The following is a 24,118-nucleotide window of genomic DNA, read 5'->3' on the forward strand; positions in this document are numbered from 1 at the left end:
AAAATATGTAGGGAGTGTAATAAGGTAAGCCTGAGTAGAGACTGAATTTAATAAACACAGCAACATGCACTTCATGGCTGAGTTATTAATCAAATATCAGCTAATAAAAAACCACCTTGATTACTCAAAGGTGGTTTTTTTATAAATTAAAATGCTCTTTATTAACGCACGATACCGCGCTCTGAGCTTTTAACAAAATCAATCATCAGTTGAACAGCTGGGTATTTTTCAGCGTCTTCTGAAAGCGATTCTATCGCTTCATCAACGCCTAGGCTCTTGCGATAAAACGCTTTATAAGCGCGGCGTACTGCCATTATCTCATCACTTTCAAAACCACGGCGTTTCATACCTTCGGTATTGATTGCTGCAGGGCCTGCTGGCATCCCAATGGTAGTAACAAAAGGAGGTACGTCTTTATTTACACCAGAATACATACCAACAAATGCATGAGCACCAATTTTACAAAATTGATGCACACCTGAGTTACCCGCTAAAATAACCCAATCACCAACATGAACGTGACCCGCTACACTGGCATTATTTGCAAAAATAACGTTATCGCCAATCACCGCATCGTGTGCAACGTGAGTGTAAGCCATAAATAAGTTATTGCTACCTATTTTGGTAACACCTTCATCTTGGATTGTGCCGCGATGAATAGTCGCACATTCACGAATAACATTATTGTCGCCAATAATTAAGCTGGTTGGCTCGTTGTTATATTTTTTGTCTTGGCAGGCTTCGCCCACAGAAGCAAACTGAAAAATATGGTTACCAGAGCCAATAGTAGCAGGCCCTTTAACAACAACGTGAGACTCAATAATACAGTCATCACCAATAACAACATCATTACCGATGTAACTGTATGGTCCAACTGACACATTGTTACCAAGTTTTGCACCCGGTTCGATTATTGCCGTAGCATGGATCACAATTAAAACTCTCTTCTAGCACACATGATTTCGGCGCTACACACTGTTTTGCCGTCAACTTTAGCTTCAGCCGCAAATTTCCATATATTACGACGCTCTTTCAAAAACTTAACATGAAGATGCATGGTATCACCTGGCACAACCGGCTGCTTGAAACGAGCATTGTCTACAGCTGCAAATAGGTAAAGTTCGTTTTCATTACGATTTTCAACCGTTTTAAACCCTAATAGACCCGTTGCTTGTGCCATTGACTCTAATATTAGCACACCAGGAAAAATCGGCTGGTTTGGGAAATGGCCGGTGAAAATGGGTTCATTAATCGATACGTTTTTAATTGCATGTAACGATTCACCAGGGGTGAAATCTATAACGCGATCAATCAGAAGCATCGGGTAACGGTGCGGTAATAAACTTAAAATTTCTTGAATATCAAGGCTATTTAATTCGTTTGCCAAAATAGCATCCTTATTAGTGTTCAACGTTCATGACTTATTCAATGCTTCAAGCGCTTTTAGACGTGACTTCATGTCTGAAAGGTTACGCAAATGAGCAATTGATTTTCGCCATTCTTTGTTAGTCGTATGAGGCATACCGGATGAGTAAATACCCGGTTCGGTGATTGATTTAGTCACCATACTCATACCAGTAATTATAACACCATCACATACAGACATGTGACCGTTAATTGCGGTCATGCCGCCAATCTGGCAATTTTTACCTATGCTGACACTGCCTGCAAGTACAGTACAACCGGCAATTGCAGTGCCTGACTGAACTTCAACGTTGTGTGCTATTTGACACTGATTATCAATAATAACGTTACTGTGAATAATAGTGTCATCGAGTGCACCACGATCTATGGTGGTGCTTGCACCAATTTCGACTTTATCGCCAATGATCACTGAGCCTAGTTGTGGAATTTTAAGCCATTGACCACGTTCATTCGCATAACCAAAACCGTCGCTGCCAATAACAGTATTCGCTTGAAATAAACAGTCTGCGCCAATCTCAACATCATGATAAACGCTCACACTTGACCATAGTTTGGTGCCTGAGCCTATTTTAACACGTTCACCAATAAAACTGTTCGGACCAATTTGTACGTTATCGCCAATCACAGCGTCAGCTTCAATTACAACATTCGCGCCTATGGATGCGCTTTTACTGACTTGCGCACTGGCATGTATAACCGCACTTGGGTGTATACCACTAATGGCACTACGTGGCGTGGTATCCATTAACTGAGCGAGTTTAGCGTAATTCACATACGGATTGGCGACGATGATTTTGTTGCCTGAAAAATAAGGCGCATCCTCAGGGCCCAGTATCACAGCACTGGCTTGTGTTGTTTCAAGCTGAGAGCGATATTTCTTGTTCGCTAAAAATGCAATATGCCCAGTCTGGGCATTTGCAAGTGTCGCTATTTTTTTTATTTCTAAAGCGCCATCACCTTGAAGCTCAGCGCCTAGAAGTTCCGCAATTTGCGAAAGCGTATAATTTTGCATAGATTAATTATTTCTTACTTGCAGCGTCTACAACTTTTTCAGAAAGATCAGTTACTTCTTTAGGATTAAAGTAAATAGTTGTGTCTTTTACTTTAACTTCGTCAAAGTCACCTTTTTTAGCAATCTCTTGGATAGTTTCAATGATTAGAGTCTGAACTTTAGCCAACTCTTGATTTTGACGTGCTTTAATTTCTTGCTCTAACGGACGACCCTTTTCAGCAAGGTTTTTTTGCATACCTTGAATTTTATCACGTAATGCGTCTTTTTGATCTTGACTCATTGTGGTGCTTTCACGCTTAAACTTTTCAGCTTCAAAGCGAATATCGCCTTGTAACTTTTCAAGCTCTTGACGACGCTCAGCAAATTCAGTTTGCAGAGACTGTTCAATTTTAGCCATTTGTGGAAGCTGCTTGTAGATTTCTTGCATATCTACAATACCCACTTTATGAGCAAAAGCATTAACTGATGTACCCATCATAAGTGTAGCTAAAACGGCAACAGCTGTTGATTTGAATAATTTTTTCACAAAAAACTCCTTTAGAAAGTGTTACTAATATTAAAACTGATGGTCTTGGTATCGTCATCTTCTTCTTTTTGCAACGGATACGCAAAGCTGATCAGCATAGGACCCATAGGTGAGATCCATTGTAATGATAAACCGGTTGCAACCCTAAAGCGCATTGGGTCTGAATAATCATCTAATTTTGCACGCTCATCAATACCTAAGTTTTGATAGCGATCAACACTGAATTCGGTATCCCATACATTGGCAGCGTCAACAAAGAAACTCGTACGCACCGAACTGGTGTTTTCTTCATCTAAGAACGGTGTAGGAACAATAAGCTCCATACCTGCCACTGCTTTAGCATTACCACCAATACGACCTTGTGGTATTAGCACGTCAAACTCTGACGCCCCACCAATATTACCTGTGGTTGTACCATCACCCGATGGCGTGCCTGGTATAGATTGCGGTACTCGTGATACTGCACGCGGTAAGATAGTATTTCTATCAAAGCCACGTAGTTCCATTTCTGTAATACGGAAATACTCTTGGAATGGGAGCGTCTGCTCATACCCGTTAGTAGAGCCATAACCATTACCGTAACCTAATGCCGCACGCGTTGAGAACACCCAACGATGATCGTTTGAAATCGGCCAGTAAAAACGTGAATCGTAATTTAATTTAAAGTACTGTAAATCAGAGTTTGGCGTTGTGGCTGTTAAGTTTAATGTTTGTCGTGAACCTGCCGTTGGGAATAAACCACGGTTAACTGTAACACGTGACCAACCAACACTTAGCTCGTACTTTGTAAATTCAAAGCCCGCATCTGGATTTTCTGGATCGAGGAAGGTTTCACGTAGTACACGTGTTTGCTCATATTCAGCAATATCTGACAATTGTTCTTCTATCCAACGTGCGCCAAAGTTAATACGGTTAATGGCATCAATTGGGAAACCAATATTTGTCCCTAACCCATAACTTTTTGACTTATAGTCAATCAAGCTAAACTGACTGGCATCGTAGTTACTGTAAAAGATACTGCTGCCCTGCGATACGCCATCCGGCGTAAAGTAAGGGTCGGTATACGATACACTGACACGCTCAGAACCGCGTGAAGTATTAATATTAAAGCCAATTTGGTTACCTGTGCCTAAAAAGTTAGACTCGGTTACACCAATATTAAACTGCAGACCTAAGTATGAGCCATAGGCAAGACCGGCATTGAAGCTGCCCGCAGATTGCTCTTTAACAGTAAAATCAACATCTACTTGGTCATCTACACCTGGAACTGGCACTACATTAAAATCAACGGTTTCCATATAAGGTAAACGTTGAATTTGTAGTTTAGAACGCTCTAGATTTTGATTAGATAACCATGCACCTTCAAGCTGTGTCATTTCACGGCGCAGTACTTCATCAGCCGTGTTTTGGTTACCACCTACAATAATTCGACGAACATACACACGCTTGCCTGGGTCAACCGACAGAGTCAATTGTACTTCTTGGTTCTCGTCATCAATTTCTGGAATCGTACGTACTTCAGCATTGGCGTAACCAAAACGCGCCAAGTAGCTTTTGATAAATTCTTCTGATGAGGTAACCACTGATCCGTTATAAAGCTCGCCTGTACGCAGTGGAATAACACTTTTTATTAATTCTTCACGACCGAGTAAATCACCGATAAAATCAAAGCCTTTCACTTTGTATTTAACGCCTTCGGTAATATTTGCCGTTACATAAACAGACTCACGTTCAGGGCTAACTGATACTTGAGTTGAGTCAATATTAAAGCGTAAATAGCCACGGTCTAAATAAAAGCTGCGAATTTTCTCTAAATCGCCTTCAATGGTTTGTTTTTGATAGCGGTCGCTACCCATAAACTGCCACCATGGTAAGTCTTGCTGCGACTCAACTAGTTGCAATAACTCTTCGTTTGAGAAAAGCTCATTACCCACTAAGTTAATTTGACGAATGGAGGCTGCATCGCCCTCGTCAAACTCAAGTCTTAATTTAACGCGATTACGTGGTAATTTAGTGACACTGATATCCACTTTTGCATTGTATTTACCAATACTGTGAAAAAATTCAATCAGGCCTTTTTCGATATTATCGATTACCGTTTTATCAAGCGGCTCGCCTTGGCGAATATCTTGTTGATCGAGTGACTGATTTAACTGCTCATCTTTTATGTCTTTATTGCCTTCAAATTCAATAAAGCTAATGGTTGGACGTTCAGTTACTTTAAAAATAACGTTATTACCATCACGTAACGCTTTTATATTGTCAAAGTGACCAGAGCGATAAAGTGACTTGATTGTTTTTGAAATTGTATATTCATCAACATTGTCGCCCACGTTAATAGGAATATGCGTTAATGCAGCACCAAGTGCGACACGTTGCAATCCCTCAACTTTTAAATCTTCAACAATAAAGGAGTTTTGGCCTAGGGCTGCAAAGCTTGCACCCAATAAACTTGAAACTACCAAATGTTTTTTTATAGCCATTTTATTATCTTTATCCTTTACAACTGTATTACCGCTTAGCATCGAAAATTAAATATTTACGAGCTTTACAATCGTGTTCTAATTTGTCGTTACCACGCTTACATAACTACAAGCGCGATACATCATTGAACAAAGCGAAACATGTTAGAAAAATGAGTAGCAAGGCCCCCACTTTAAAACCAAACTCTTGTGTCTTTTCAGAGACTGGCTTTTTACGAAAAAGTTCAATTATGTAATACATTAAGTGCCCACCATCAAGCACTGGCAGAGGAAGTAAATTAAATACTCCCAAGTTAACGCTTATCAAAGCTAAAAAGCTTAAAAATGCGACTAATCCATAACTAACACTGGTGCCGGCGCCTACGGCTATGCCGACGGGTCCACTTAGGTTTTTAACCGACACTTGGCCTGTTATTAAGTTACCTATCATGTCAAAACTCAGCGTAATTAAACGCCATGTTTCTTTTGTGCCCAGCACAATACTATCTAGTGGCCCATAATGTCTAGTCTCTACAAAATCATCAGGCCACTGCTCTACAACGGGAGCAACACCCAAAAAGCCTTGCTCTATGCCATTACTGACGACCCGGCTCTTTGGAGTAACTGTTATTGTTTTTATACTATCTTGTCTTTTTACACTAAATTGTAAGGATTTGTTAGCCGATTGAGTAATAAGATTAACTAATTGCTGCCAACTGGTCATTGTTTCACCATTCACAGCTAAAATAACGTCGTTAACCTGTAAATTAGCCTGTTCAGCAGCTGAGTTTTTAGTAATAGCGGCAATAACCAAGGTTGCCTGAGGACGAAACGGTACAATACCTAACGAACTGAGCGGCGGTACATCTTGTTGATCAAGCTTCCAACCATCTAGGTTAAGTGTTTGCACTGTTTGCTGATAATTTTCGTTACGTAAGGTTACGGCAACGCTTTTATCACCTAAATGAGACATCAAAGAAAAGGTCGCATCTTGCCAATTACTTATGTCGTCATCACCAATTTTAATAATTTGCTGGGTTGGCATAATACCGGCTTGTTCAGCTCGGCTGCCTTCAACAACACTACCCACAACTGGTTTTATGGTTTGCACACCTACCATGTACATCACCGCTAAAGCAAAAATAGCGAACAAAAAGTTCGCCATCGGCCCTGCTGCCACAATGGCTATGCGGGCTTGAACTGATTTAGCATTAAACGATAAATGACGTTGATTTTCGGGTACTTCATCAACACGCTCGTCTAACATTTTTACGTAACCACCGAGTGGGATTGCCGCAATCACGTATTCAGTATTGTATTTGTCGTACCATTTTAGTAAGGGTTTACCAAAACCAATTGAAAAGCGCAGTACCTTTACACCCGCTTTACGCGCAACCCAAAAATGACCATATTCATGAACGGTCACTAAAATGCCTAGTGCGAGTATAAACGAACCTAAATTCCAAAAAAAATCGAACATATCAATGCACCACTTTTGTTATAAACTGCGCTGCGCTGATGCGTGCTAAACGGTCACACTCTAAAATTTCATCGAGAGTTTTCGCATCAGTAAATTGTGCGGCGTCTAATGTTTGCGCATTCACTTTATAAATATCCGTAAACCCAATCTTCCCCTGTAAAAACGCATTGACTGCAATCTCATTAGCCGCATTAACGGTGGTGGTGGCTCCTTGGCCTGCATCACAGGCTGCAATTGCAAGCTTTAAATTGGGGTAACGTGAGAAATCAGGTTTAGTGAACGAAAAATCACAAATATCAGAAAAATTTAATGGTTTAACACCCGCATCAATTCGCTGTGGAAAGGCAAGTGCATGTGCTATCGGGGTGCGCATATCAGGGTTACCCATTTGCGCTAAAATAGAGCCATCTTGGTATTGCACCATAGAATGGATAATACTTTGAGGATGAATCACCACATCAATATCGCTTGCATCACAGTTAAATAACCATTTTGCCTCAATAAACTCTAAGCCTTTGTTCATCATTGTAGCTGAGTCTACCGATATTTTTTGCCCCATAGACCAATTAGGGTGAGCAACCGCTTCATTGACGCTAACGCTATCAAGCGTATTAATATCACGGTTTAAAAATGGGCCACCAGAACCGGTTAGTAAAATTTTGCTAACCCCATGATGCTCAAGTTTTGCTTCACCTTGGGTATTTTGTAACGCACCAGGTAAACACTGAAAAATAGCATTATGTTCGCTGTCGATGGGTAATAAAGTTGCTTGATGCTTTTTAACTTTATCAATGAATAACTGACCCGACATCACCAGTGACTCTTTGTTGGCAAGCAATACTTTTTTGCCCGCTTCAACAGCGCTCAAGGTAGGGAGTAATCCGGCTGCACCAACAATCGCTGACATAACCGTATCAACATCACCATGAGCACAGAGCTCACTCATGGCTTTCTCGCCATGCATTACTTGTGTTTTACTCTCATGCTTTAAAAGCGCAGAAAGCTGCTTAGCCGCCAATTCAGATGCCATTACAGCATAACGAGGCTGGTGAGCTATACACAGTTCAGCCATTTTTTTTGCATTTTGTCCTGCGGTCAATGCAAAAATTTTAAATTGCTGTTGGTTTCTTGCAACAACATCTAACGTGCTAAGACCTATCGACCCCGTCGCACCCAAAATAACCAGTTGTTGCACAGCACTCATAAGCTAAGCGTCCAAGCAAAGCAAATAACAAACATCGGTGCTGCCGCAGTTAAACTATCAATACGGTCTAAAATACCACCGTGACCTGGTAAGCAACTGCCGCTATCTTTAAGTCCCGCTTCGCGCTTAAACATACTCTCAAGTAAATCACCTACCGCAGAAAACAAGGCAATAAACGCTGTCATAACTGCATAAATAGGCCATACAGAGGTATCAACGTTAGTGTAATAACAAAAAGCCAGTACAAATAACACCGCAGCAACCACGCCACCTGCGAGGCCTTCTATGGTTTTATTTGGACTAACTTTAGGCATTAACTTATGTTTACCAAAACTTTTACCTGTAAAGTAAGCGCCTATATCGGCACTCCATACAATGCCTAATACAACTAAAATAAGCACAGAGCCATAGTGAGTAGATTCAGTATATTGCGCACTACGCAGTGTGTTAAGTGCAAGCCATAGCGGTACTAAGGTCAACAAACCAGCAATGCCGCGCATCACAAGCCCTTCGTTCCACCCTTTGGCCATAGCAGGGTAACGCCACACTAAATAACTGGCTACCAACCACCAAGAAAACGACAAGGTAAATAAGTAATTAGCATCGCCTACAAGTTGACCATTTTGCCATAGAGTCTCTATAGGCCAATGCAAATTGAGTAACCCTAGTAATACTGCCACTAATAATACAAAGGCGCCACGTTTTGGCTTATCGCATAGTCCCATAAAGGCAGACCACTCCCACGCGCCCATTAATACAATAGCACCCGCAAAATAACTAAATAACGTTAGTGGGGTGTAAAAAACCAAAGCCAGTGCTAATGGCGCTAGCACTAGCGAGGTTAAAATACGTTGTTTTAACAAAATGATGACCCTTAATCTATTTTAGGTTTGAGCGAGTAATTGTTTTATTTGTTCGCCCGTGCAACCAAAACGTCGCTCTCTGGCAACGTAACATGCAATGGCCTCTGCAAAAGCAGCTTCATTAAAATCAGGCCAAAGTGTATTTGTGAAATAAAGTTCAGCGTAGGCTGCCTGCCAAAGTAAAAAGTTACTAATTCTGACATCGCCACCGGTACGGATCAATAAATCAGGCTGAGCTTGATCTGCCATACTCATATGCTGTGCAATATGTTCTTCTGTAATATCTGCTGGGTCAATTTCTCCATTCGCTACTTGTAAAGCAACTTGCTTAGCAGCGTGAGTCATATCCCAGCGACCACCGTAATTTGCCGCAACATTTAAGTGCAGCCCGGTATTGTTCGCTGTTAGTTCTTGAGCTGTATGTACTTTAGCGCGCAAGCTTTCAGAGAATCGAGATAAATCTCCAATGATGGTTAGTTTTACGTTATTTTTTTGTAGCTTTTTAACTTCTTTACTCAGTACAAATAAAAAAAGCTCCATAAGTGTATTTACTTCGTCTTCAGGGCGGCGCCAGTTTTCACTACTAAAAGCAAATAAGGTTAACGATTGTATTCCTAATTTAGTACAAAACTGCACGGATTGACGAACTGCATCCACGCCTTTTTTATGCCCATATACACGAGGTCTATTTCTAGCTTGTGCCCAACGCCCGTTCCCATCCATGATGATGGCAACATGTTTAGGTAAACATTGCTGTGAAATTGTATCAGCGTCTAGAACCATAAATTTTGTGTATTCCATAAAAAAACGCCGCCTAGTATACCCCAGACGGCGTTTCAAAACTAATAATTTTAACCTGTACCCGTGATAATAAATCTACATAAAGCAAATAATTATACAGCTAACAACCTTGTATTTACTGATAATCGAGCCAATAGTAAAGAGTAAACACAATCTGCTACCCTTTAAAATCAAACAATTAAAGTTAAGTGCGAAGGCATATAAACAACGACTTAGTTACTTTAGTAAAGCTGTTAATCCGAGCCTAGATTAGCAATTAGATTTCCATCAACTCAGCTTCTTTCGCTGTTAGTTGCGTATCCATTTCTTTGATAAACTTATCAGTGATTTTTTGGATAGCATCTTCAGCTTGACGCGCTTCATCTTCAGAGATGTCTTTATCTTTTAATAAGTTTTTAATATCGCCATTTGCATCACGACGAATGTTACGAATAGCAACACGACCGCTTTCTACTTCACCACGTACGATTTTAATTAAATCTTTACGACGTTCTTCAGTCAATGGAGGAAGTGGTACACGGATCACTGTACCTGCAGACATTGGATTTAAACCAAGGTCAGATGCCATAATGGCTTTTTCAACAGCTTGCGCTAATGACTTATCAAATACACCAATAGCCAATGTACGTGAGTCTTCAATTGTTACATTTGCAACTTGGTTTAACGGTGTTGGTGCGCCGTAGTACGACACCATGATGCCGTCTAAAATTGCAGGATGAGCACGGCCAGTACGAATTTTAGATAATTGACTACCAAGTGCTGCTACACTTTTTTGCATGCGCGCTTGCGCATCTTTTTGAATATCGTTAATCACGGTTTAATCCTAATCTAGTTACTAACTTCATCTGAGGCTTGTGAAGAAATAAGGGTTCCTTCTTCTTCACCCATTATTACGCGTTTTAATGCGCCTGATTTATTCATATTAAATACGCTTAATGGCATATTATGGTCGCGAGCTAATGTAAATGCCGCTAAATCCATTACTTTTAGTTCTTTATCAATAATTTCATTGTAGCTTAAGTGACGGTAAAGTGTCGCATCTGGGTTTTTAACCGGATCATCGCTAAATACACCATCTACTTTGGTTGCTTTAATTACTGTGTCAGCTTCAATTTCAATGCCACGTAAACACGCTGCAGAGTCAGTTGTGAAGAACGGGTTACCCGTACCGGCTGCAAAAATAACTACACGACCTGTTTTTAATAAGCTAATGGCTTCTGCCCAGTTATACGCATCACATACGCCATTTAAAGGAATGGCTGACATTAAACGGCAATTTACAAATGCACGGTGCAACGCATCACGCATAGCAAGACCATTCATGACAGTTGCAAGCATTCCCATGTGGTCGCCAACAACGCGGTTCATACCCGCTTCGGCTAGTGAGCCACCACGTAAAAAGTTACCGCCACCAATAACTAAACCCACTTCTACGTCGAGTTCTACGAGCTCTTTAATTTCTTGTGCCATACGATCTAAAACTTTAGGGTCGATGCCGAAGCCTTCGTCTCCCATTAAAGCTTCACCACTTAATTTGAGAAGAACACGTCTAAAAATAGGTTTGCGATTGATAGTCATAGTTTTGGGGCCAACTTTTATTGAATTATGGATAAAAAATAACCGCGCTTATGTTAAACATAAAAGCGCGGTTATTTTAAAGAATTTCTAAGCGTGACGCAAAAGCAAATAGTACTTTAATTGCATGTATTTTCCTTTGGCATCACAAATAGCTAATCTTACTTAGCTTTAGCAGCTGCAATTTGAGCAGCAACTTCAGCAGCAAAATCTTCTTCTTTCTTCTCGATACCTGCACCAACTTCCATACGTACAAAGCCAGTAACTGTTGCGTTTTTCTCTTTAAGAATTTCGCCAACAGACTTTTTAGGTTCCATGATGAAAGCTTGACCAGTAAGAGAAACCTCACCAGTGAATTTTTTCATACGACCAACAACCATCTTCTCAGCGATTTCAGCAGGCTTGCCTTCATTCATCGCGATGTCGATTTGTACTTGCTTTTCTTTTTCAACAACATCAGCAGGTACATCATCTGGCGTTAGGTAGTCTGGGTTTGAAGCAGCAACGTGCATTGCAACGTGCTTAAGTGTTTCTTCATCAGCAACACCTGCAACAACAACACCAATACGCTCGCCGTGACGGTACTCAACTAGTTGCTCACCAGTGATGTACTGAAGACGACGTACATTGATGTTTTCACCAATTTTAGTTACTAGCTCAACACGATCTTCTTCAAACTTAGCTTGTAAGTCTTCGATAGATGAAGTGTCAGCAATAGCAGCATCTGCAACTTTATTAGCAAACGCTAAGAAGCTTGCATCTTTAGCTACGAAGTCAGTTTGACAGTTAACTTCTACAAGTACTGCAACACCCGCGTTTTGCTTGATGATGATAGTACCTTCAGCAGCGATGTTACCTGCTTTTTTAGCAGCCTTTGCAGCACCGCTCTTACGCATGTTTTCAATCGCTAACTCGATGTCACCATCAGTCTCAGTTAACGCTTTTTTACAATCCATCATGCCAGCGCCAGTACGCTCGCGTAATTCTTTAACTAGGGCAGTAGTTACAGCCATTAGTAAATCCTCAAATCTGAAATCAGGTTTAGATAAGCGGGTTACCCGCTCCACAAGAATAGCAAGTCTTCACCTTTAGAAGATGAAGACTTGATGACAGCTAATTACTCAGCTTCTACGAAGTCATCTTTTTCAGCTTGAGCAACGATGTTACTCTCACGGCCTTCAGTGATCGCAGCTGCAACAGCACTAGTGTAAAGGTTGATTGCACGGATAGCATCATCGTTACCAGGTACGATGTAATCAACACCGTCTGGGTTAGAGTTAGTATCAACGATTGCAACAACTGGGATACCTAGGTTGTTAGCTTCACGGATAGCAATGTGCTCGTGGTCAGCATCGATTACAAAGATAGCGTCTGGAAGGCCACCCATGTTTTTAATACCACCAAGGCTTTTTTCAAGCTTGTCCATTTCACGAGTAAGCATTAACGCTTCTTTCTTAGTTAACTTCTCGAAAGTACCGTCTTGGCTTTGAGCTTCAAGGTCTTTAAGACGCTTGATTGATTGACGAACTGTTTTCCAGTTAGTCAACATGCCGCCTAACCAACGGTGGTTAACGAAGAATTGATCGCTTTGTAAAGCAGCTTCTTTTACTGCTTCGCTTGCTGCGCGCTTAGTACCAACGAAAAGAACTTTACCTTTGTTTGCAGCAGCACTAGATAAAAACTTAAGTGCAGTGTTGAACATTGGTACAGTTTGCTCAAGGTTGATGATATGTACACGGTTACGTGCGCCGAAGATGAAAGGCTTCATCTTAGGGTTCCAGTAACGTGCTTGGTGACCAAAGTGAACACCAGCTTGAAGCATATCGCGCATTGAAACGTTTGCCATTTTGTAAATCCTCTAAGTTGTTTAGGGTTAGGCCTCCACATATCCCATAGCACCAACACCGCAGTTAAATGAAACTGAAATGCACCCAAGTGTATGTGACGATACGTGTGTGTGTTAAAATAAAATTGTGTTTGCCTTAAATACAAAAAATCATTTAAGAATTTATTTGTAAAAAGACGGCGCGCTTTATACCATATTAAAACTAAATACTCAACGTCTCGTGCAAAAATTGTGCGACGATAATCATCTAAAAACGCAACTTTGGAGCCTCAATGAGCGCTGTGATTAAGACCCCTGAAGAAATCGAGAAAATGCGTGTAGCCGGCCGTTTGGCTGCTGATGTGCTAGAAATGATCGAACCACATGTGGTACCAGGTATCACCACCGATGAGCTAAATACAATTTGTCATGATTATATTGTTAATGTGCAAGATGCCGTTCCTGCTCCTCTTAATTATCATGGTTTTCCAAAATCAATTTGTACCTCAGTAAATCATGTAATTTGTCACGGAATTCCGAACGACAAAGCATTAAAAGACGGTGACAGTGTCAATATTGACATTACTGTTATTAAAGATGGTTACCATGGTGATACTTCAAAAATGTTCCATGTTGGCACACCTAACATTCAAGGCAAACGCCTTGCAGAAGTGACTCAAGAAAGCCTTTATCTTGCCATTAAAATGGTAAAACCGGGTGTTCGCCTTGGTGATATTGGTGCAGCTATTCAAAAATATGCAGAGAGCTTTAATTACTCTATCGTACGTGAATACTGCGGGCACGGTATTGGCAGTGAATTTCATGAAGAACCACAGGTAATGCACTACGGAAAACCAGGTACAGGCGAAACATTAAAAGCCGGTATGTGTTTAACAATCGAGCCCATGGTCAATGCAGGCAAACGCCAATGTAAATTACTAAAAGACGACTGGACTGTGGTAACAAAAGACCGTAGTTTATCAGCTCAGTGGGAACATACCTTACTGGTAACTGAAAATGGTGTTGAAATTTTAACACTACGATCAGATGATACTATCGATAGAATCATCGAGCACTAATCTTAGTGTGCGCTTAATCATGATACTAAGCAGGCTTTAGCCTGTTCACAGATTAAGTGGTTTGCTGCAAAGGGAAATAACATGATTTATTCCCTTTGCAGTAAACACAGTATAAAAATAACTTAATCCAAGACTTATAATGCAGTCCATATATAGGAGCCAGCCTAAGTGGCATTACCTAACAAAGTAAAAAAGTTGCTCAATGATGCTCAGCAACTTAGCGAATACCGCGATTGCTCCGCCTATTTTTATAAATGGTTGCATAATGAATTCTCAAAACAACCCGTTGGTAATCTAATAAACGCCCGTGCAGAATTTATAGACCGGTTACTGATTAAACTCTTTCATGTTTTCGATTTAGCCCACGAGCCAGATCTCGCTTTAATTGCTGTAGGAGGTTATGGTCGCGGTGAACTTCATCCCTACTCCGACATTGACTTTTTACTGCTTGTTACCCAGCAACCCAACGACGATATTTGCGAAAAAATTGGCCAGTTTGTCACTATGCTGTGGGATCTTAATTTAGAAATAGGTCACAGTGTACGCACCATTGAACAAGCCATAGAGCAAAAACGTGAAGATGTTACCTTTGCCACCAGCCTACTAGAAAGCCGATTAATTTTCGGCAACCATATTGAATTCGAAAAGCTCAAAAGTCACCTCATCGAAAGGCCTGTATGGGGCTCTGGAGAGTTCTTTGTTGCAAAAGTACAAGAGCAAAATTTACGCCACAAAAAATGTCATGGTACGGCTTATAATTTAGAGCCTAATATAAAAGAAAATCCAGGCGGGCTGCGCGACTTACAAACCATTATTTGGGTTGCAAAAAAACACTTTAGAGCCGAAACCTTGCAAGAGTTGATAAATCACGGCTACCTAACTCACGAAGAATACCAAGAACTGTTAGAGTGCCTTGAAAATTTATGGAATATTCGCTTTGCTTTGCATTTAGCCGCAGGTCGCTCAGAAAACCGTTTATTATTCGATCACCAACCGCAAGCGGCTGAAATTTTGGGTTTTGGTAGTGATGGAAAAGCCTCTGTTGAGCGCATGATGAAACGCTTGTTCAGAATAATGAGCCGGGTTCGTGAACTTAATCAAATGCTACTTTCGTACTTTGAGCAAAGTATTTCACCAGACAGCAGCCAAGCCACTGTTGAAGAACTTGATCGTAATTTTGAACGCGTTGGCCATCAAATTCGGGTAAAAAGTCCGTCAGTATTTTTTAGGCGTGACCAACTTTTTGTATTATTTGAGCACATTGCTGATCACCCAGAAATTACCCATATATACCCAAGCACTATTCGAACTATCCGCCAAGTACGTCGTCGCTTATTAGGTGACTTACAAGATTATGCCGCGTGCCGCGAAGCTTTTTTACGTATTATAAAGCACCCTAACGGCATGGGCCGTGCGTTTACGCTAATGCATAAGCACGGCATGATTGCAGCTTACCTTCCGCAGTGGCGCAATATTTTTGGCCAAATGCAGTTTGATTTGTTTCATGCCTATACCGTAGATGAACATACCCATAAATTAATTAATAATATTTACCAATACTTCGATAAAACCAGCATTAGTGAATTTCCAATTTGCAGTGAAATAGTCACGCGCATGGATAAACCCGAATTACTGTATTTAGCTGGTATTTTTCATGATATTGCTAAGGGGCGAGGAGGAGATCACTCAGAGCTGGGCGCTGTTGATGCCATAACGTTTTCAAAGCTGCATGGTTTTGCTTCTTCAGATGGTAAGCTTATAGCGTGGTTGGTAAGCAACCACTTACTTATGTCGGTAACTGCGCAACGTAAAGATATTAACGACCCCGATGTAATAAAAGATTTTGCATCGCGAGTAAAAACCGAACGCCAACTCGATTACCTCTATTGTTTAACCGTGGCTGATATTCGAGCCACCAATGACAACCTATGGAATGACTGGAAAAACACGCTGCTGCGCGAGCTTTATTTGCACACACAGCGCGCCTTGCGCCTTGGGCTTGAAAACCCGATGGATCAACGCGACCAAATTCGTGATAAAAAGCACCAAGCTAAGCAACGCCTGCTTAATTTGCATTATCACGAGGAGCAAATTGACTTAATTTGGAGCCGTTTTAAAGCAAATTACTTTACCGCTTTTAGTGAGCAACAAATTTCTTGGCATACTGAGCACTTACTCAAGTGCACTGATTTAAGCCAGCCCAGTGTTATCGTTTCTAATAAAGCGATGCATGGCGGTACCCAAGTGTTTGCTTATAGCCCTTATTCAGGTGCGCTCTTTGCTCGACTGGTAAGTGTTATTGGCTCTAAAAAAGCGCAAATTCAGCACGCCCAAGTACTGACCACCAAAGATGGCTACGTACTGTTCAACTTTGTTATTTTAGAAGTTAACGGTGATCCGATTGCCAGTAGCCGCGCACAATCGATTAAACGCGGATTAGAGCAAGCGCTTCATGATCCACGTAAAAAAATACGCTTTAAAAAAAGCCGATCACAGCGTTTTAAAGACTTTAATATTAAACCTAAAATTGTACTGCGCCCGCATCCTCGTAAGGATCGTAGCTTAATAGAAATTCAAGCAGTTGATATACCTGGACTATTAACTAAAATAGCCGAGGTTTTTCAAGCTTACTTACTCCACATACATGCCGCACGTATTACCACGGTAGGCGAACGTGCAGAAGATTTCTTTGTGGTATCAAATAACGAATATCAAGCGCTGACTGATGAAGAGCAAGCAAAAATTCATCAGGCATTACGTAAAAAACTCAACGCCGAAATTGAATAAGAGGACACTATGTCAGATTTAAAAACCATGATTGAAAATGCGTGGGATAACCGCGACAGCATTAGCCCTGCTACAGTATCAAGCGATGTTAAACAAGCGATTATAGATGCGCTTGAGCTATTAGATAGCGGCGCTGCTCGCGTTGCAGAGAAAATTTCAGGCGAATGGGTTGTTCACCAGTGGCTTAAAAAAGCAGTACTACTTTCATTTAGAATTCGTGAAAATCAGCCAATGAACGACGGCGTAAATCAATTTTACGATAAAGTACCGCTTAAATTTAGCGACTACACGCCCGAGCAATTTCAGCAAGGCGGCATGCGTGTCGTACCCAACGCCGTTGCTCGTAAAGGCAGCTTTGTAGGTAAAAATGTCGTATTAATGCCATCGTACGTAAACATCGGTGCATTTGTTGACGATGGCACCATGGTTGATACATGGGCGACAGTGGGCTCATGTGCTCAAATTGGTAAGAACGTACACTTATCTGGCGGCGTAGGCATAGGCGGCGTTTTAGAGCCGTTACAAGCAAATCCTACCATCATTGAAGACAACTGTTTTATTGGCGCACGTTCAGAAATTGTTGAAGGCGTAATTGTTGAAGAAGGCGCCGTTATTTCAATGGGTGTTTACATCAGCCAAAGTACCCGTATTTACGACCGTGAAACCGGTGAAATTCACTATGGCCGCGTACCTGCCGGCGCAGTTGTGGTTCCAGGTGCTCTACCTTCAAAAGATGGCAGCCATAGCTTGTATGCGGCTATTATTGTGAAAAAAGTAGACAAACAAACTCGCGAAAAAGTGGGCATTAATGCCCTACTGCGCTCGATTGATGATTAAGAGCAGCTGTAAGTTTTTAGCTGTTAGCGCTAAGCAGGTTGATGTTAAACGTAGCTTGGGTTGAATAAAACGAAACCCAACGACACATTAAGTTGATGTGTATTCGCTAAAATTTAATTACATACAGAAAAAGCCCTAAGCTTGTATAGCTTTAGGGCTTTTTTAGTGATTTTAAAATACTTTCTCACAAACCTGTACCCTTTAATGGCGTTGCTTTGTTAGATGCCTACAACTATAATGAATTGACGCATAGTTCGATTGTCGAGGTTACGTTGTTGCGGCTTTTTGTAATAAGTTGGTTGATATTATTATGTTCAAAACACCTCTTTGCTAATGACTTTAATACCTTTGAAAAAAAATTAGATGAAGCCGAAGATTATCTTACTGTTAATCCAGCTCAATCTATTACTATTTTAGAAAACCTCACAGGGTTACAACTCATGCCGCCAGAATTATTTATTCGCTGGCACCTTATCTATGCCCGTACAGCAGTACCTACAAGTCACTATGACAAGCTTTATACATCGATTGAAGCAATATTTCAGCATCATCAAACTGACTATTTCAAACAAAAGCTGACCACCATTATGAGTGCCTTGGGAATATGGCTTCGCCATGCAGAATATTTAGACGATGCCCAATATTCATTTAAATGTGCTTACAAATATGCGCAAAACGATCGTCAACGGCTAACACTCACCAACAGCATAGCATTGGTTGCTCGCTCGCAAGATGACTTTGCAAAAGCGCGTGCCTTGTACCTTGATAGCCATAAAATCACCACACAATTACAGCTTCCCAATGTAACCGCATTGATAGAGAGTAACTTAGGTTATTTAGCCCTAGATGAGGGCAACATACCCGAAGCTGAGCGCTATTTTAGAAGTGCATTAAGTAATAACCAAAACATTGATAAACGCGCGGGGCAAATCTCAACCGGACTTAATTTATTAATGGTTTTTTTGATTCAAGAGCAGCAAATTAACTTTGAGCGACTCTATAGCCCAACAGCCACATTAACCCATGCCTTTCCCAACGAAGCAAAACAAGCATTACTTCTTTGGCTTGAAATAGGCTACAAAAATTTGACCGGTGGTTTTATAAGCCAAAAAGACAAACAACAGTTACAAACAGCTTATGAGCAATTAGAAAGTGATAAAATGAAACAACTGGTCGCGCGCTATTTAGCCAACAAACTAGATGTAGCTGTAACCTTACCCGCTTCTATTGTCGCTAAGGACTTTACCAGCCCTTGGTTTGAGCTGGTAAAGCAATGTGATTGGAAACGCTAAGACTCGATTTAGTCCTTAGCATGTAAAAGTCTATACCCCTCTAAAACAGCGGCACTAACACTCCTATATCAAATTTCACTTACTTTCTTTTTTAAAACCAATCTGCTGTAAATATTAACTTTAATTTAAAAAAGTGTCGTTTTTAAGCTGCAAAATTAGCCAACCATAGTGAATTTATAATAAGGTAGTTAGGCATACTTGAAAGTTAGCAATTAATATTAAGGATTAATATGACAAAAACTGCTTTACGCTCAACCATTTTGCTACCCGTATTTTTGCCTGCAGTATTTATTATTCTACTTTTGGTAATTGGTACAAGTAGTAACCCTGAACTCGCTGGTCAGGCATTTAGTGTTGCCCTTGCATGGATAACAGAAACCTTTGGCTGGTTTTATATGTTGTCTGTCGCTATTTTCTTGGTATTTATTGTCTCGGTCGCGGCTTCTAGTTGGGGGAATATAAAATTAGGCCCCGATCATGCACAGCCACAATACAGCTTTGGTGAATGGTTTGCCATGCTCTTTTCTGCCGGTTATGGCGTGGCACTGCTTTACTTTGGTGTTGCTGAACCTGTGCTGCATTACGCATCCCCGCCATCGGGGGCGGCTGAAACCGTTGATGCCGCCAAGCAGGCAATGCAAATTGCCTTTTTCCATTGGGGATTTCATATTTGGGCTATCTATGGAATTGTTGGTTTAGTGCTTGCTTATTTTGCATTTCGCCATGGCTTACCACTGTCTATTCGCTCTGCCTTGTATCCACTTATTGGCGATAAAATTTATGGCCCAATCGGCCATACTGTGGATGTATTTGCCATATTAGGTACTTTATTTGGTATTGCTACTACACTAGGGCTTTCGGTGACCCAAATAAATGCAGGCCTACATTACTTATGGCCAAACATCCCTATTAATACCACAGTGCAAATTACGACCATTGCCGTTATTACTGCCGCAGCTACGCTCTCAGTAGTTGCCGGTATGGATAAAGGGGTTAAGAGATTATCAATTGTGAATATGACCTTAGCGGTTTCACTAATGGCTTTTGTGTTTTTCATTGGCCCAACTATTCACATCTTAGAATCATTTTTACAAAATACCGGCAGCTACCTAAGCGGTATTGTTGAGCGTACTTTTAATTTACAAGCTTATAGTCGCAGTGATTGGATTGGTAACTGGACTTTATTTATATTTGGCTGGACGATTGCGTGGGCGCCGTTTGTCGGGATGTTTATCGCAAAAATTAGCCGCGGCAGAACCATCAGACAATTTGTTGTTGGCGTAATGTTAGTTCCTACTATTTTTACTTTTTTATGGTTCTCAGTGTTTGGCGATACAGCACTGAATTTAATAATGAATGAAGGCTTTGATACGCTCATTGGTGATGTACAAGCAAATCATGCCGTGGCGTTATTTCAATTATTTGAAGTGTTACCACTATCATTTTTCATTTCACTGCTCACCGTAATTCTGATCATAACTTTTTTTGTTACATCATCTGATTCAGGCTCTTTAGTCATTGATTCACTCGCCTCTGGTGGAAATATCAATACGCCGGCTTGGCAACGCGTGTTTTGGGCGGTACTAGAAGGTGCTGTGGCGGCTGTCTTATTAGTGGCAGGCGGACTTAGTGCACTGCAAACCATGACCATAGCCAGTGCCTTACCCTTTGCTGTTATTATGTTAATTGCCACTGCCGGGCTTTGGCGAGCTCTAAAAATTGAAGGCCATCGCGATACCAGTCTACAAGCACATTCACTTAATGGTCGTAATATCGATCTATCCCATTGGAAACGCCGTTTAGCGGCTATGGTTAATTACCCTAATAAAGAAAAAGTACATACTTTTATTGGCAGTGTAGTAGTTGAGGCAATGAAAGCCGTACAAGCAGAATTGAAATCTCGACAATGGCATGCCGTGGTCGAATTTGATACTGATTTAGGACGCGCTCATTTAACTGTACTACGTCATGAGCATGTGGATTTTGTTTATGATATTCGCCTTACCGAGCACCCTATGCCGAGCTTTGCTTACTCAGAGCTGCGGCCAAATAATGATAATAATGAAATGTACTATAAGGCCGACGTGTTTTTACGTCGTGGTGGTCTGTCATACGATGTTTATGGCTACAGTGAAGATGATATTGTGAAAGATATTCTTGATCAGTTTGAGAACTACTTACACTTTCTAGGTAATAGTCCAGGCGAACTTCCTTGGGATATGGCCGAACATGATGACATGTTAAATACCGATAAAGCTTAACGGATGCAGTCAATATTGGTAAAACGGTAATTAAAAATAAAAAAGGCACTGTAAAGTGCCTTTTTATTTACTCAAATATAATTAATTACAGCGCGTTAAATACGTCATCTGTTTTAGCAGCACAAATAAAATCGTTTTTATGCAAACCTTTAATTGAATGGCTCCACCAAGTAACAGTTACTTTACCCCATTCGGTTAATAGACTAGGGTGATGGCCTTCGTCTTCAGCCATATCGCCAACTTTATTAGTAAATGCAATGGCCTGCTTAAAGTTTTTAAACTTATAAACGCGCTCTAATTGCATAATACCGTCGCGTACTTCCGGCACCCAATCAGGGATTTTTTTAATTAATTCAGCCAATTCTGCATCAGATACTTTTGGTGCATCTGCATGACAGGCTTCACATTTTTGTTCACTTAATGAAGACATTTTAAATCCTTAATTCTAGTGTTACTTTTATTAAAAAACTAACTAGCTAATTTTTCTTTTGGGGGAAATTTCGGCTCGTGTAAACCAAGCGCCTTAGCTTGCTCAACTAAAGTCATTATATCCATTTGCGATATTTCAAACAGATCATGAATCGAATTAATCGTATAATACAATGGTTGCATAATATCTATACGGTACGGTGTACGCAGTACATCTAATACATTCATTGAGTTTATCTCTGGTGTATCTGAATACACGTATTGGGTTTCCCCTGGGCTTGATAAAATACCACCGCCGTAAATACGTAATCCTTTTTCGGTTTGCATCAAACCAAACTCAACGGTAAACCAGTACATGCGTGCTAAATAAACGCGATCTTTTTTCTCTGCCGCGTAACCTAGTTGCCCATACTTATGGGTAAATTCAGCAAAGTCAGGATTGGTTAGCATGGCACAGTGACCAAATATCTCATGAAAAATATCGGGCTCTTGTAAATAGTCAAATTCTTCACGGCTACGAATAAAGGTCGCTACAGGAAATTGCTTGTTAGCGAGTAACCTAAAAAACTCATCAAAATCGATAAGTGCAGGCACAGGTGCAACTTGCCAACCTGTGGTTGCTAATAGGACTTCGTTTAGCTCACTAAGCTGTGGGATACGGTCATGAGGCAGGTTGATTTTTTTCAACCCTTCCATGTACTCATCACAGGCTTTGCCTTCAATGCACGCAAGTTGGCGTGCTACAAGCTCAGACCAAATTTTATTTTCTTCATCGCTCCAATGTATAACGCCATTTTCATCTGGTGTTTTGGAGGTGTAATTACTTGCTTTAGCCATAAATACCTTCTTTGGGTTTAAACCCTAAATCGGTGTCAAAATAATAGCCACGTGCTCGGCTATTCGATGTAGCCATACTATGCAAAAGTGAACAAAAGTTTAATAGCTTGACTCAGATCAATACTTTCGCAGATCGCACAGATCGTAAATTTATAATTACACCAAAGCAAAGATAAAAACACACCCTATATTTAACAGCACTTACAGATCGAAAACCCTGTAAACAATAAGCTACACCTTACGATATTTTAGTAAATGCTTGGTTGAGATCGTTAATAATATCGTTAACATCTTCAAGCCCAACAGATAAGCGAATTAAACCATCACTAATTCCGGCTGCTAATCTTTCTTCGGGCGTGTAAGGCGAATGGGTCATCGATGCAGGGTGTTGAATAAGTGTTTCGGCATCGCCTAAGCTAACCGCTAAAGTACATAGCTTCATGCTATCAATAAACTGCTCACCGTCGGTTAAACTCCCTTTAATTTCAAAAGCAATAACACCGCCAGCAGCTTTCATTTGCTTACCAATAAACCGATGACCTGGGTGCGACTTCAGTCCAGGATAGTACACTTTACTCACTTGAGGGTGAGCCTCTAAATATTCAGCAATCGTTTGCGCACTTTGACAATGACGCTCTACCCGTATAGCTAATGTTTTTAAGCCTCGGTTAATTAACCATGCATCGTGTGGGCTAATCGTCGCGCCAATATCTTTTAACACCGTCATTTTAATATGTGTAATGTGCTCAAGGGATCCACACACAATACCTGCGACTACGTCGCCGTGACCATTTAAATACTTGGTAGCACTGTGCATAATAATATCGATGCCGTATTGTTTAGGTGACTGTAGCAGCGGCGTTAAGAAGGTATTGTCGACCACACTTATTAAATTATACTGTTTTGCTATATCACCAATAAGTGCTAAATCAATAACAGCCATCGTTGGGTTTATCGGGGTTTCTGCAAATATCATTTTTGAGTTTGGCTTTATTGCAGCACGTAACTCATCTTCATTGGTCATATCCACAAAGGTGACTTCAATGCCCCAACGCGGCAACATATGCGCAAAAAAAGCAAAGGTGCAACCATAAAGCGCACTCGATGCTACTAAGTGATCGCCTTGTGATAAAAAGCTCAGTACCGAAGCTGATACCGCCCCCATACCTGTAGCCGTTGCCGCTGCAGCCTCACAGCCCTCTAATTGCGCCACTTTTTGTTCAAGTTCAGTGGTGGTAGGGTTACCCAAACGCGTATAAATATAACCTGGCTCATCGCCAGCAAACCGTGCAGCACCCTGCGCAGCATTTTCAAAATGAAATGTCGATGTTTGGTATAATGGCGAGGTTAATGCGCCATGTGGATCATTGGCTTTTTGTGGGCCATGAATACATTGGGTGTGTGGATGATGCTTGCTCATTGT

At 40.9% G+C, this 24,118-nt stretch carries 21 protein-coding genes; 5 read left to right on the forward strand and 16 right to left on the reverse strand.

Annotation, left to right across the window (positions count from 1 at the left end; translation table 11 throughout):
* Positions 1–161: 161 nt before the first annotated feature.
* The 13 genes from lpxA to rpsB form a co-directional block, all read right to left on the reverse strand.
* Entirely contained in the window at positions 162–932 is a 771-nt protein-coding gene (gene lpxA, locus CWC30_RS07680) for an acyl-ACP--UDP-N-acetylglucosamine O-acyltransferase (RefSeq protein WP_013465422.1), read from the reverse strand.
* Between the two features lie 2 nt (positions 933–934).
* Positions 935–1,387: a 3-hydroxyacyl-ACP dehydratase FabZ gene (gene fabZ, locus CWC30_RS07685; RefSeq protein ID WP_036981943.1), complete on the reverse strand. Its 453-nt coding sequence runs from the start codon at positions 1,385–1,387 to the stop codon at positions 935–937.
* A gap of 27 nt (positions 1,388–1,414) precedes the next feature.
* On the reverse strand, positions 1,415–2,437 hold the full coding sequence (gene lpxD, locus CWC30_RS07690; RefSeq protein WP_036981941.1) for a UDP-3-O-(3-hydroxymyristoyl)glucosamine N-acyltransferase: 1,023 nt from the start codon (positions 2,435–2,437) through the stop codon (positions 1,415–1,417).
* Between the two features lie 7 nt (positions 2,438–2,444).
* Positions 2,445–2,963, reverse strand: a complete 519-nt coding sequence (locus CWC30_RS07695) for an OmpH/Skp family outer membrane protein (RefSeq protein WP_138626787.1) — start codon at positions 2,961–2,963, stop codon at positions 2,445–2,447.
* A gap of 11 nt (positions 2,964–2,974) precedes the next feature.
* Positions 2,975–5,446, reverse strand: a complete 2,472-nt coding sequence (gene bamA / locus CWC30_RS07700; RefSeq protein ID WP_138626788.1) for an outer membrane protein assembly factor BamA — start codon at positions 5,444–5,446, stop codon at positions 2,975–2,977.
* 106 nt (positions 5,447–5,552) lie between these two features.
* Entirely contained in the window at positions 5,553–6,905 is a 1,353-nt protein-coding gene (gene rseP, locus CWC30_RS07705; protein WP_138626789.1) for a sigma E protease regulator RseP, read from the reverse strand.
* Position 6,906: 1 nt separating this feature from the next.
* Positions 6,907–8,109, reverse strand: a complete 1,203-nt coding sequence (gene ispC, locus CWC30_RS07710; RefSeq protein WP_138626790.1) for a 1-deoxy-D-xylulose-5-phosphate reductoisomerase — start codon at positions 8,107–8,109, stop codon at positions 6,907–6,909.
* A complete protein-coding gene (locus tag CWC30_RS07715; RefSeq protein WP_069438632.1) occupies positions 8,106–8,972 on the reverse strand; it encodes a phosphatidate cytidylyltransferase in 867 nt (288 codons plus the stop codon). Before CWC30_RS07715 ends, ispC begins: the two co-directional genes overlap by 4 nt.
* Before the next feature lie 21 nt (positions 8,973–8,993).
* A complete protein-coding gene (gene uppS / locus CWC30_RS07720) occupies positions 8,994–9,773 on the reverse strand; it encodes an undecaprenyl pyrophosphate synthase (RefSeq protein ID WP_036981930.1) in 780 nt (259 codons plus the stop codon).
* A 256-nt stretch (positions 9,774–10,029) separates the two neighbouring features.
* Positions 10,030–10,551: a ribosome recycling factor gene (frr, locus tag CWC30_RS07725; protein WP_215908014.1), complete on the reverse strand. Its 522-nt coding sequence runs from the start codon at positions 10,549–10,551 to the stop codon at positions 10,030–10,032.
* Positions 10,552–10,601: 50 nt separating this feature from the next.
* The gene (gene pyrH / locus CWC30_RS07730; RefSeq protein WP_016899281.1) at positions 10,602–11,351 is read right to left on the reverse strand and encodes a UMP kinase; all 750 of its coding nucleotides are present in this window, start codon (positions 11,349–11,351) and stop codon (positions 10,602–10,604) included.
* 158 nt (positions 11,352–11,509) lie between these two features.
* A complete protein-coding gene (gene tsf / locus CWC30_RS07735; RefSeq protein WP_013465429.1) occupies positions 11,510–12,361 on the reverse strand; it encodes a translation elongation factor Ts in 852 nt (283 codons plus the stop codon).
* Between the two features lie 104 nt (positions 12,362–12,465).
* A complete protein-coding gene (gene rpsB / locus CWC30_RS07740; protein ID WP_024601804.1) occupies positions 12,466–13,194 on the reverse strand; it encodes a 30S ribosomal protein S2 in 729 nt (242 codons plus the stop codon).
* A gap of 272 nt (positions 13,195–13,466) precedes the next feature.
* On the opposite strand from rpsB, the gene map reads away from it, so the two are divergent.
* The 5 genes from map to CWC30_RS07765 all read left to right on the forward strand — a co-directional run bounded on the left by map (position 13,467) and on the right by CWC30_RS07765 (position 21,429).
* Positions 13,467–14,252, forward strand: a complete 786-nt coding sequence (gene map, locus CWC30_RS07745) for a type I methionyl aminopeptidase (protein WP_008467527.1) — start codon at positions 13,467–13,469, stop codon at positions 14,250–14,252.
* Between the two features lie 168 nt (positions 14,253–14,420).
* Entirely contained in the window at positions 14,421–17,039 is a 2,619-nt protein-coding gene (gene glnD / locus CWC30_RS07750) for a [protein-PII] uridylyltransferase (protein ID WP_138626791.1), read from the forward strand.
* A 9-nt stretch (positions 17,040–17,048) separates the two neighbouring features.
* Entirely contained in the window at positions 17,049–17,876 is an 828-nt protein-coding gene (gene dapD / locus CWC30_RS07755) for a 2,3,4,5-tetrahydropyridine-2,6-dicarboxylate N-succinyltransferase (protein WP_008467531.1), read from the forward strand.
* 275 nt (positions 17,877–18,151) lie between these two features.
* Positions 18,152–19,168 (forward strand): tetratricopeptide repeat protein, encoded by a 1,017-nt coding sequence (locus tag CWC30_RS07760; protein WP_138626792.1) that lies wholly within the window; start codon positions 18,152–18,154, stop codon positions 19,166–19,168.
* 230 nt (positions 19,169–19,398) lie between these two features.
* Positions 19,399–21,429: a BCCT family transporter gene (locus tag CWC30_RS07765; protein WP_138626793.1), complete on the forward strand. Its 2,031-nt coding sequence runs from the start codon at positions 19,399–19,401 to the stop codon at positions 21,427–21,429.
* 85 nt (positions 21,430–21,514) lie between these two features.
* Here the strand turns inward: CWC30_RS07765 and CWC30_RS07770 are convergent, their stop codons facing one another.
* The 3 genes from CWC30_RS07770 to megL all read right to left on the reverse strand — a co-directional run bounded on the left by CWC30_RS07770 (position 21,515) and on the right by megL (position 24,115).
* Entirely contained in the window at positions 21,515–21,859 is a 345-nt protein-coding gene (locus CWC30_RS07770; protein ID WP_138626794.1) for a 4a-hydroxytetrahydrobiopterin dehydratase, read from the reverse strand.
* A gap of 38 nt (positions 21,860–21,897) precedes the next feature.
* A complete protein-coding gene (gene phhA, locus CWC30_RS07775) occupies positions 21,898–22,695 on the reverse strand; it encodes a phenylalanine 4-monooxygenase (protein WP_036981920.1) in 798 nt (265 codons plus the stop codon).
* Between the two features lie 238 nt (positions 22,696–22,933).
* Positions 22,934–24,115, reverse strand: coding sequence for a methionine gamma-lyase (gene megL / locus CWC30_RS07780; RefSeq protein WP_138626795.1), 1,182 nt, complete (start codon positions 24,113–24,115; stop codon positions 22,934–22,936).
* Positions 24,116–24,118 lie beyond the last annotated feature (3 nt).

Source organism: Pseudoalteromonas sp. S4741 (genome assembly GCF_005886135.1).
GTDB classification, from domain to species: Bacteria; Pseudomonadota; Gammaproteobacteria; order Enterobacterales; family Alteromonadaceae; genus Pseudoalteromonas; species Pseudoalteromonas tetraodonis.

What these genes read in the sequence shown, in the direction of transcription:
- lpxD (WP_036981941.1), bottom strand. Translation starts at nt 2,437, where the DNA reads ATGCAAAATTATACGCTTTCGCAAATTGCGGAACTTCTAGGCGCTGAG.
- bamA (WP_138626788.1), bottom strand. Translation starts at nt 5,446, where the DNA reads ATGGCTATAAAAAAACATTTGGTAGTTTCAAGTTTATTGGGTGCAAGC.
- rseP (WP_138626789.1), bottom strand. Translation starts at nt 6,905, where the DNA reads ATGTTCGATTTTTTTTGGAATTTAGGTTCGTTTATACTCGCACTAGGC.
- ispC (WP_138626790.1), bottom strand. Translation starts at nt 8,109, where the DNA reads ATGAGTGCTGTGCAACAACTGGTTATTTTGGGTGCGACGGGGTCGATA.
- uppS (WP_036981930.1), bottom strand. Translation starts at nt 9,773, where the DNA reads ATGGAATACACAAAATTTATGGTTCTAGACGCTGATACAATTTCACAG.
- frr (WP_215908014.1), bottom strand. Translation starts at nt 10,551, where the DNA reads ATGCAAAAAAGTGTAGCAGCACTTGGTAGTCAATTATCTAAAATTCGT.
- pyrH (WP_016899281.1), bottom strand. Translation starts at nt 11,351, where the DNA reads ATGACTATCAATCGCAAACCTATTTTTAGACGTGTTCTTCTCAAATTA.
- tsf (WP_013465429.1), bottom strand. Translation starts at nt 12,361, where the DNA reads ATGGCTGTAACTACTGCCCTAGTTAAAGAATTACGCGAGCGTACTGGC.
- rpsB (WP_024601804.1), bottom strand. Translation starts at nt 13,194, where the DNA reads ATGGCAAACGTTTCAATGCGCGATATGCTTCAAGCTGGTGTTCACTTT.
- map (WP_008467527.1), top strand. Translation starts at nt 13,467, where the DNA reads ATGAGCGCTGTGATTAAGACCCCTGAAGAAATCGAGAAAATGCGTGTA.
- dapD (WP_008467531.1), top strand. Translation starts at nt 17,049, where the DNA reads ATGTCAGATTTAAAAACCATGATTGAAAATGCGTGGGATAACCGCGAC.
- CWC30_RS07765 (WP_138626793.1), top strand. Translation starts at nt 19,399, where the DNA reads ATGACAAAAACTGCTTTACGCTCAACCATTTTGCTACCCGTATTTTTG.
- CWC30_RS07770 (WP_138626794.1), bottom strand. Translation starts at nt 21,859, where the DNA reads ATGTCTTCATTAAGTGAACAAAAATGTGAAGCCTGTCATGCAGATGCA.
- phhA (WP_036981920.1), bottom strand. Translation starts at nt 22,695, where the DNA reads ATGGCTAAAGCAAGTAATTACACCTCCAAAACACCAGATGAAAATGGC.
- megL (WP_138626795.1), bottom strand. Translation starts at nt 24,115, where the DNA reads ATGAGCAAGCATCATCCACACACCCAATGTATTCATGGCCCACAAAAA.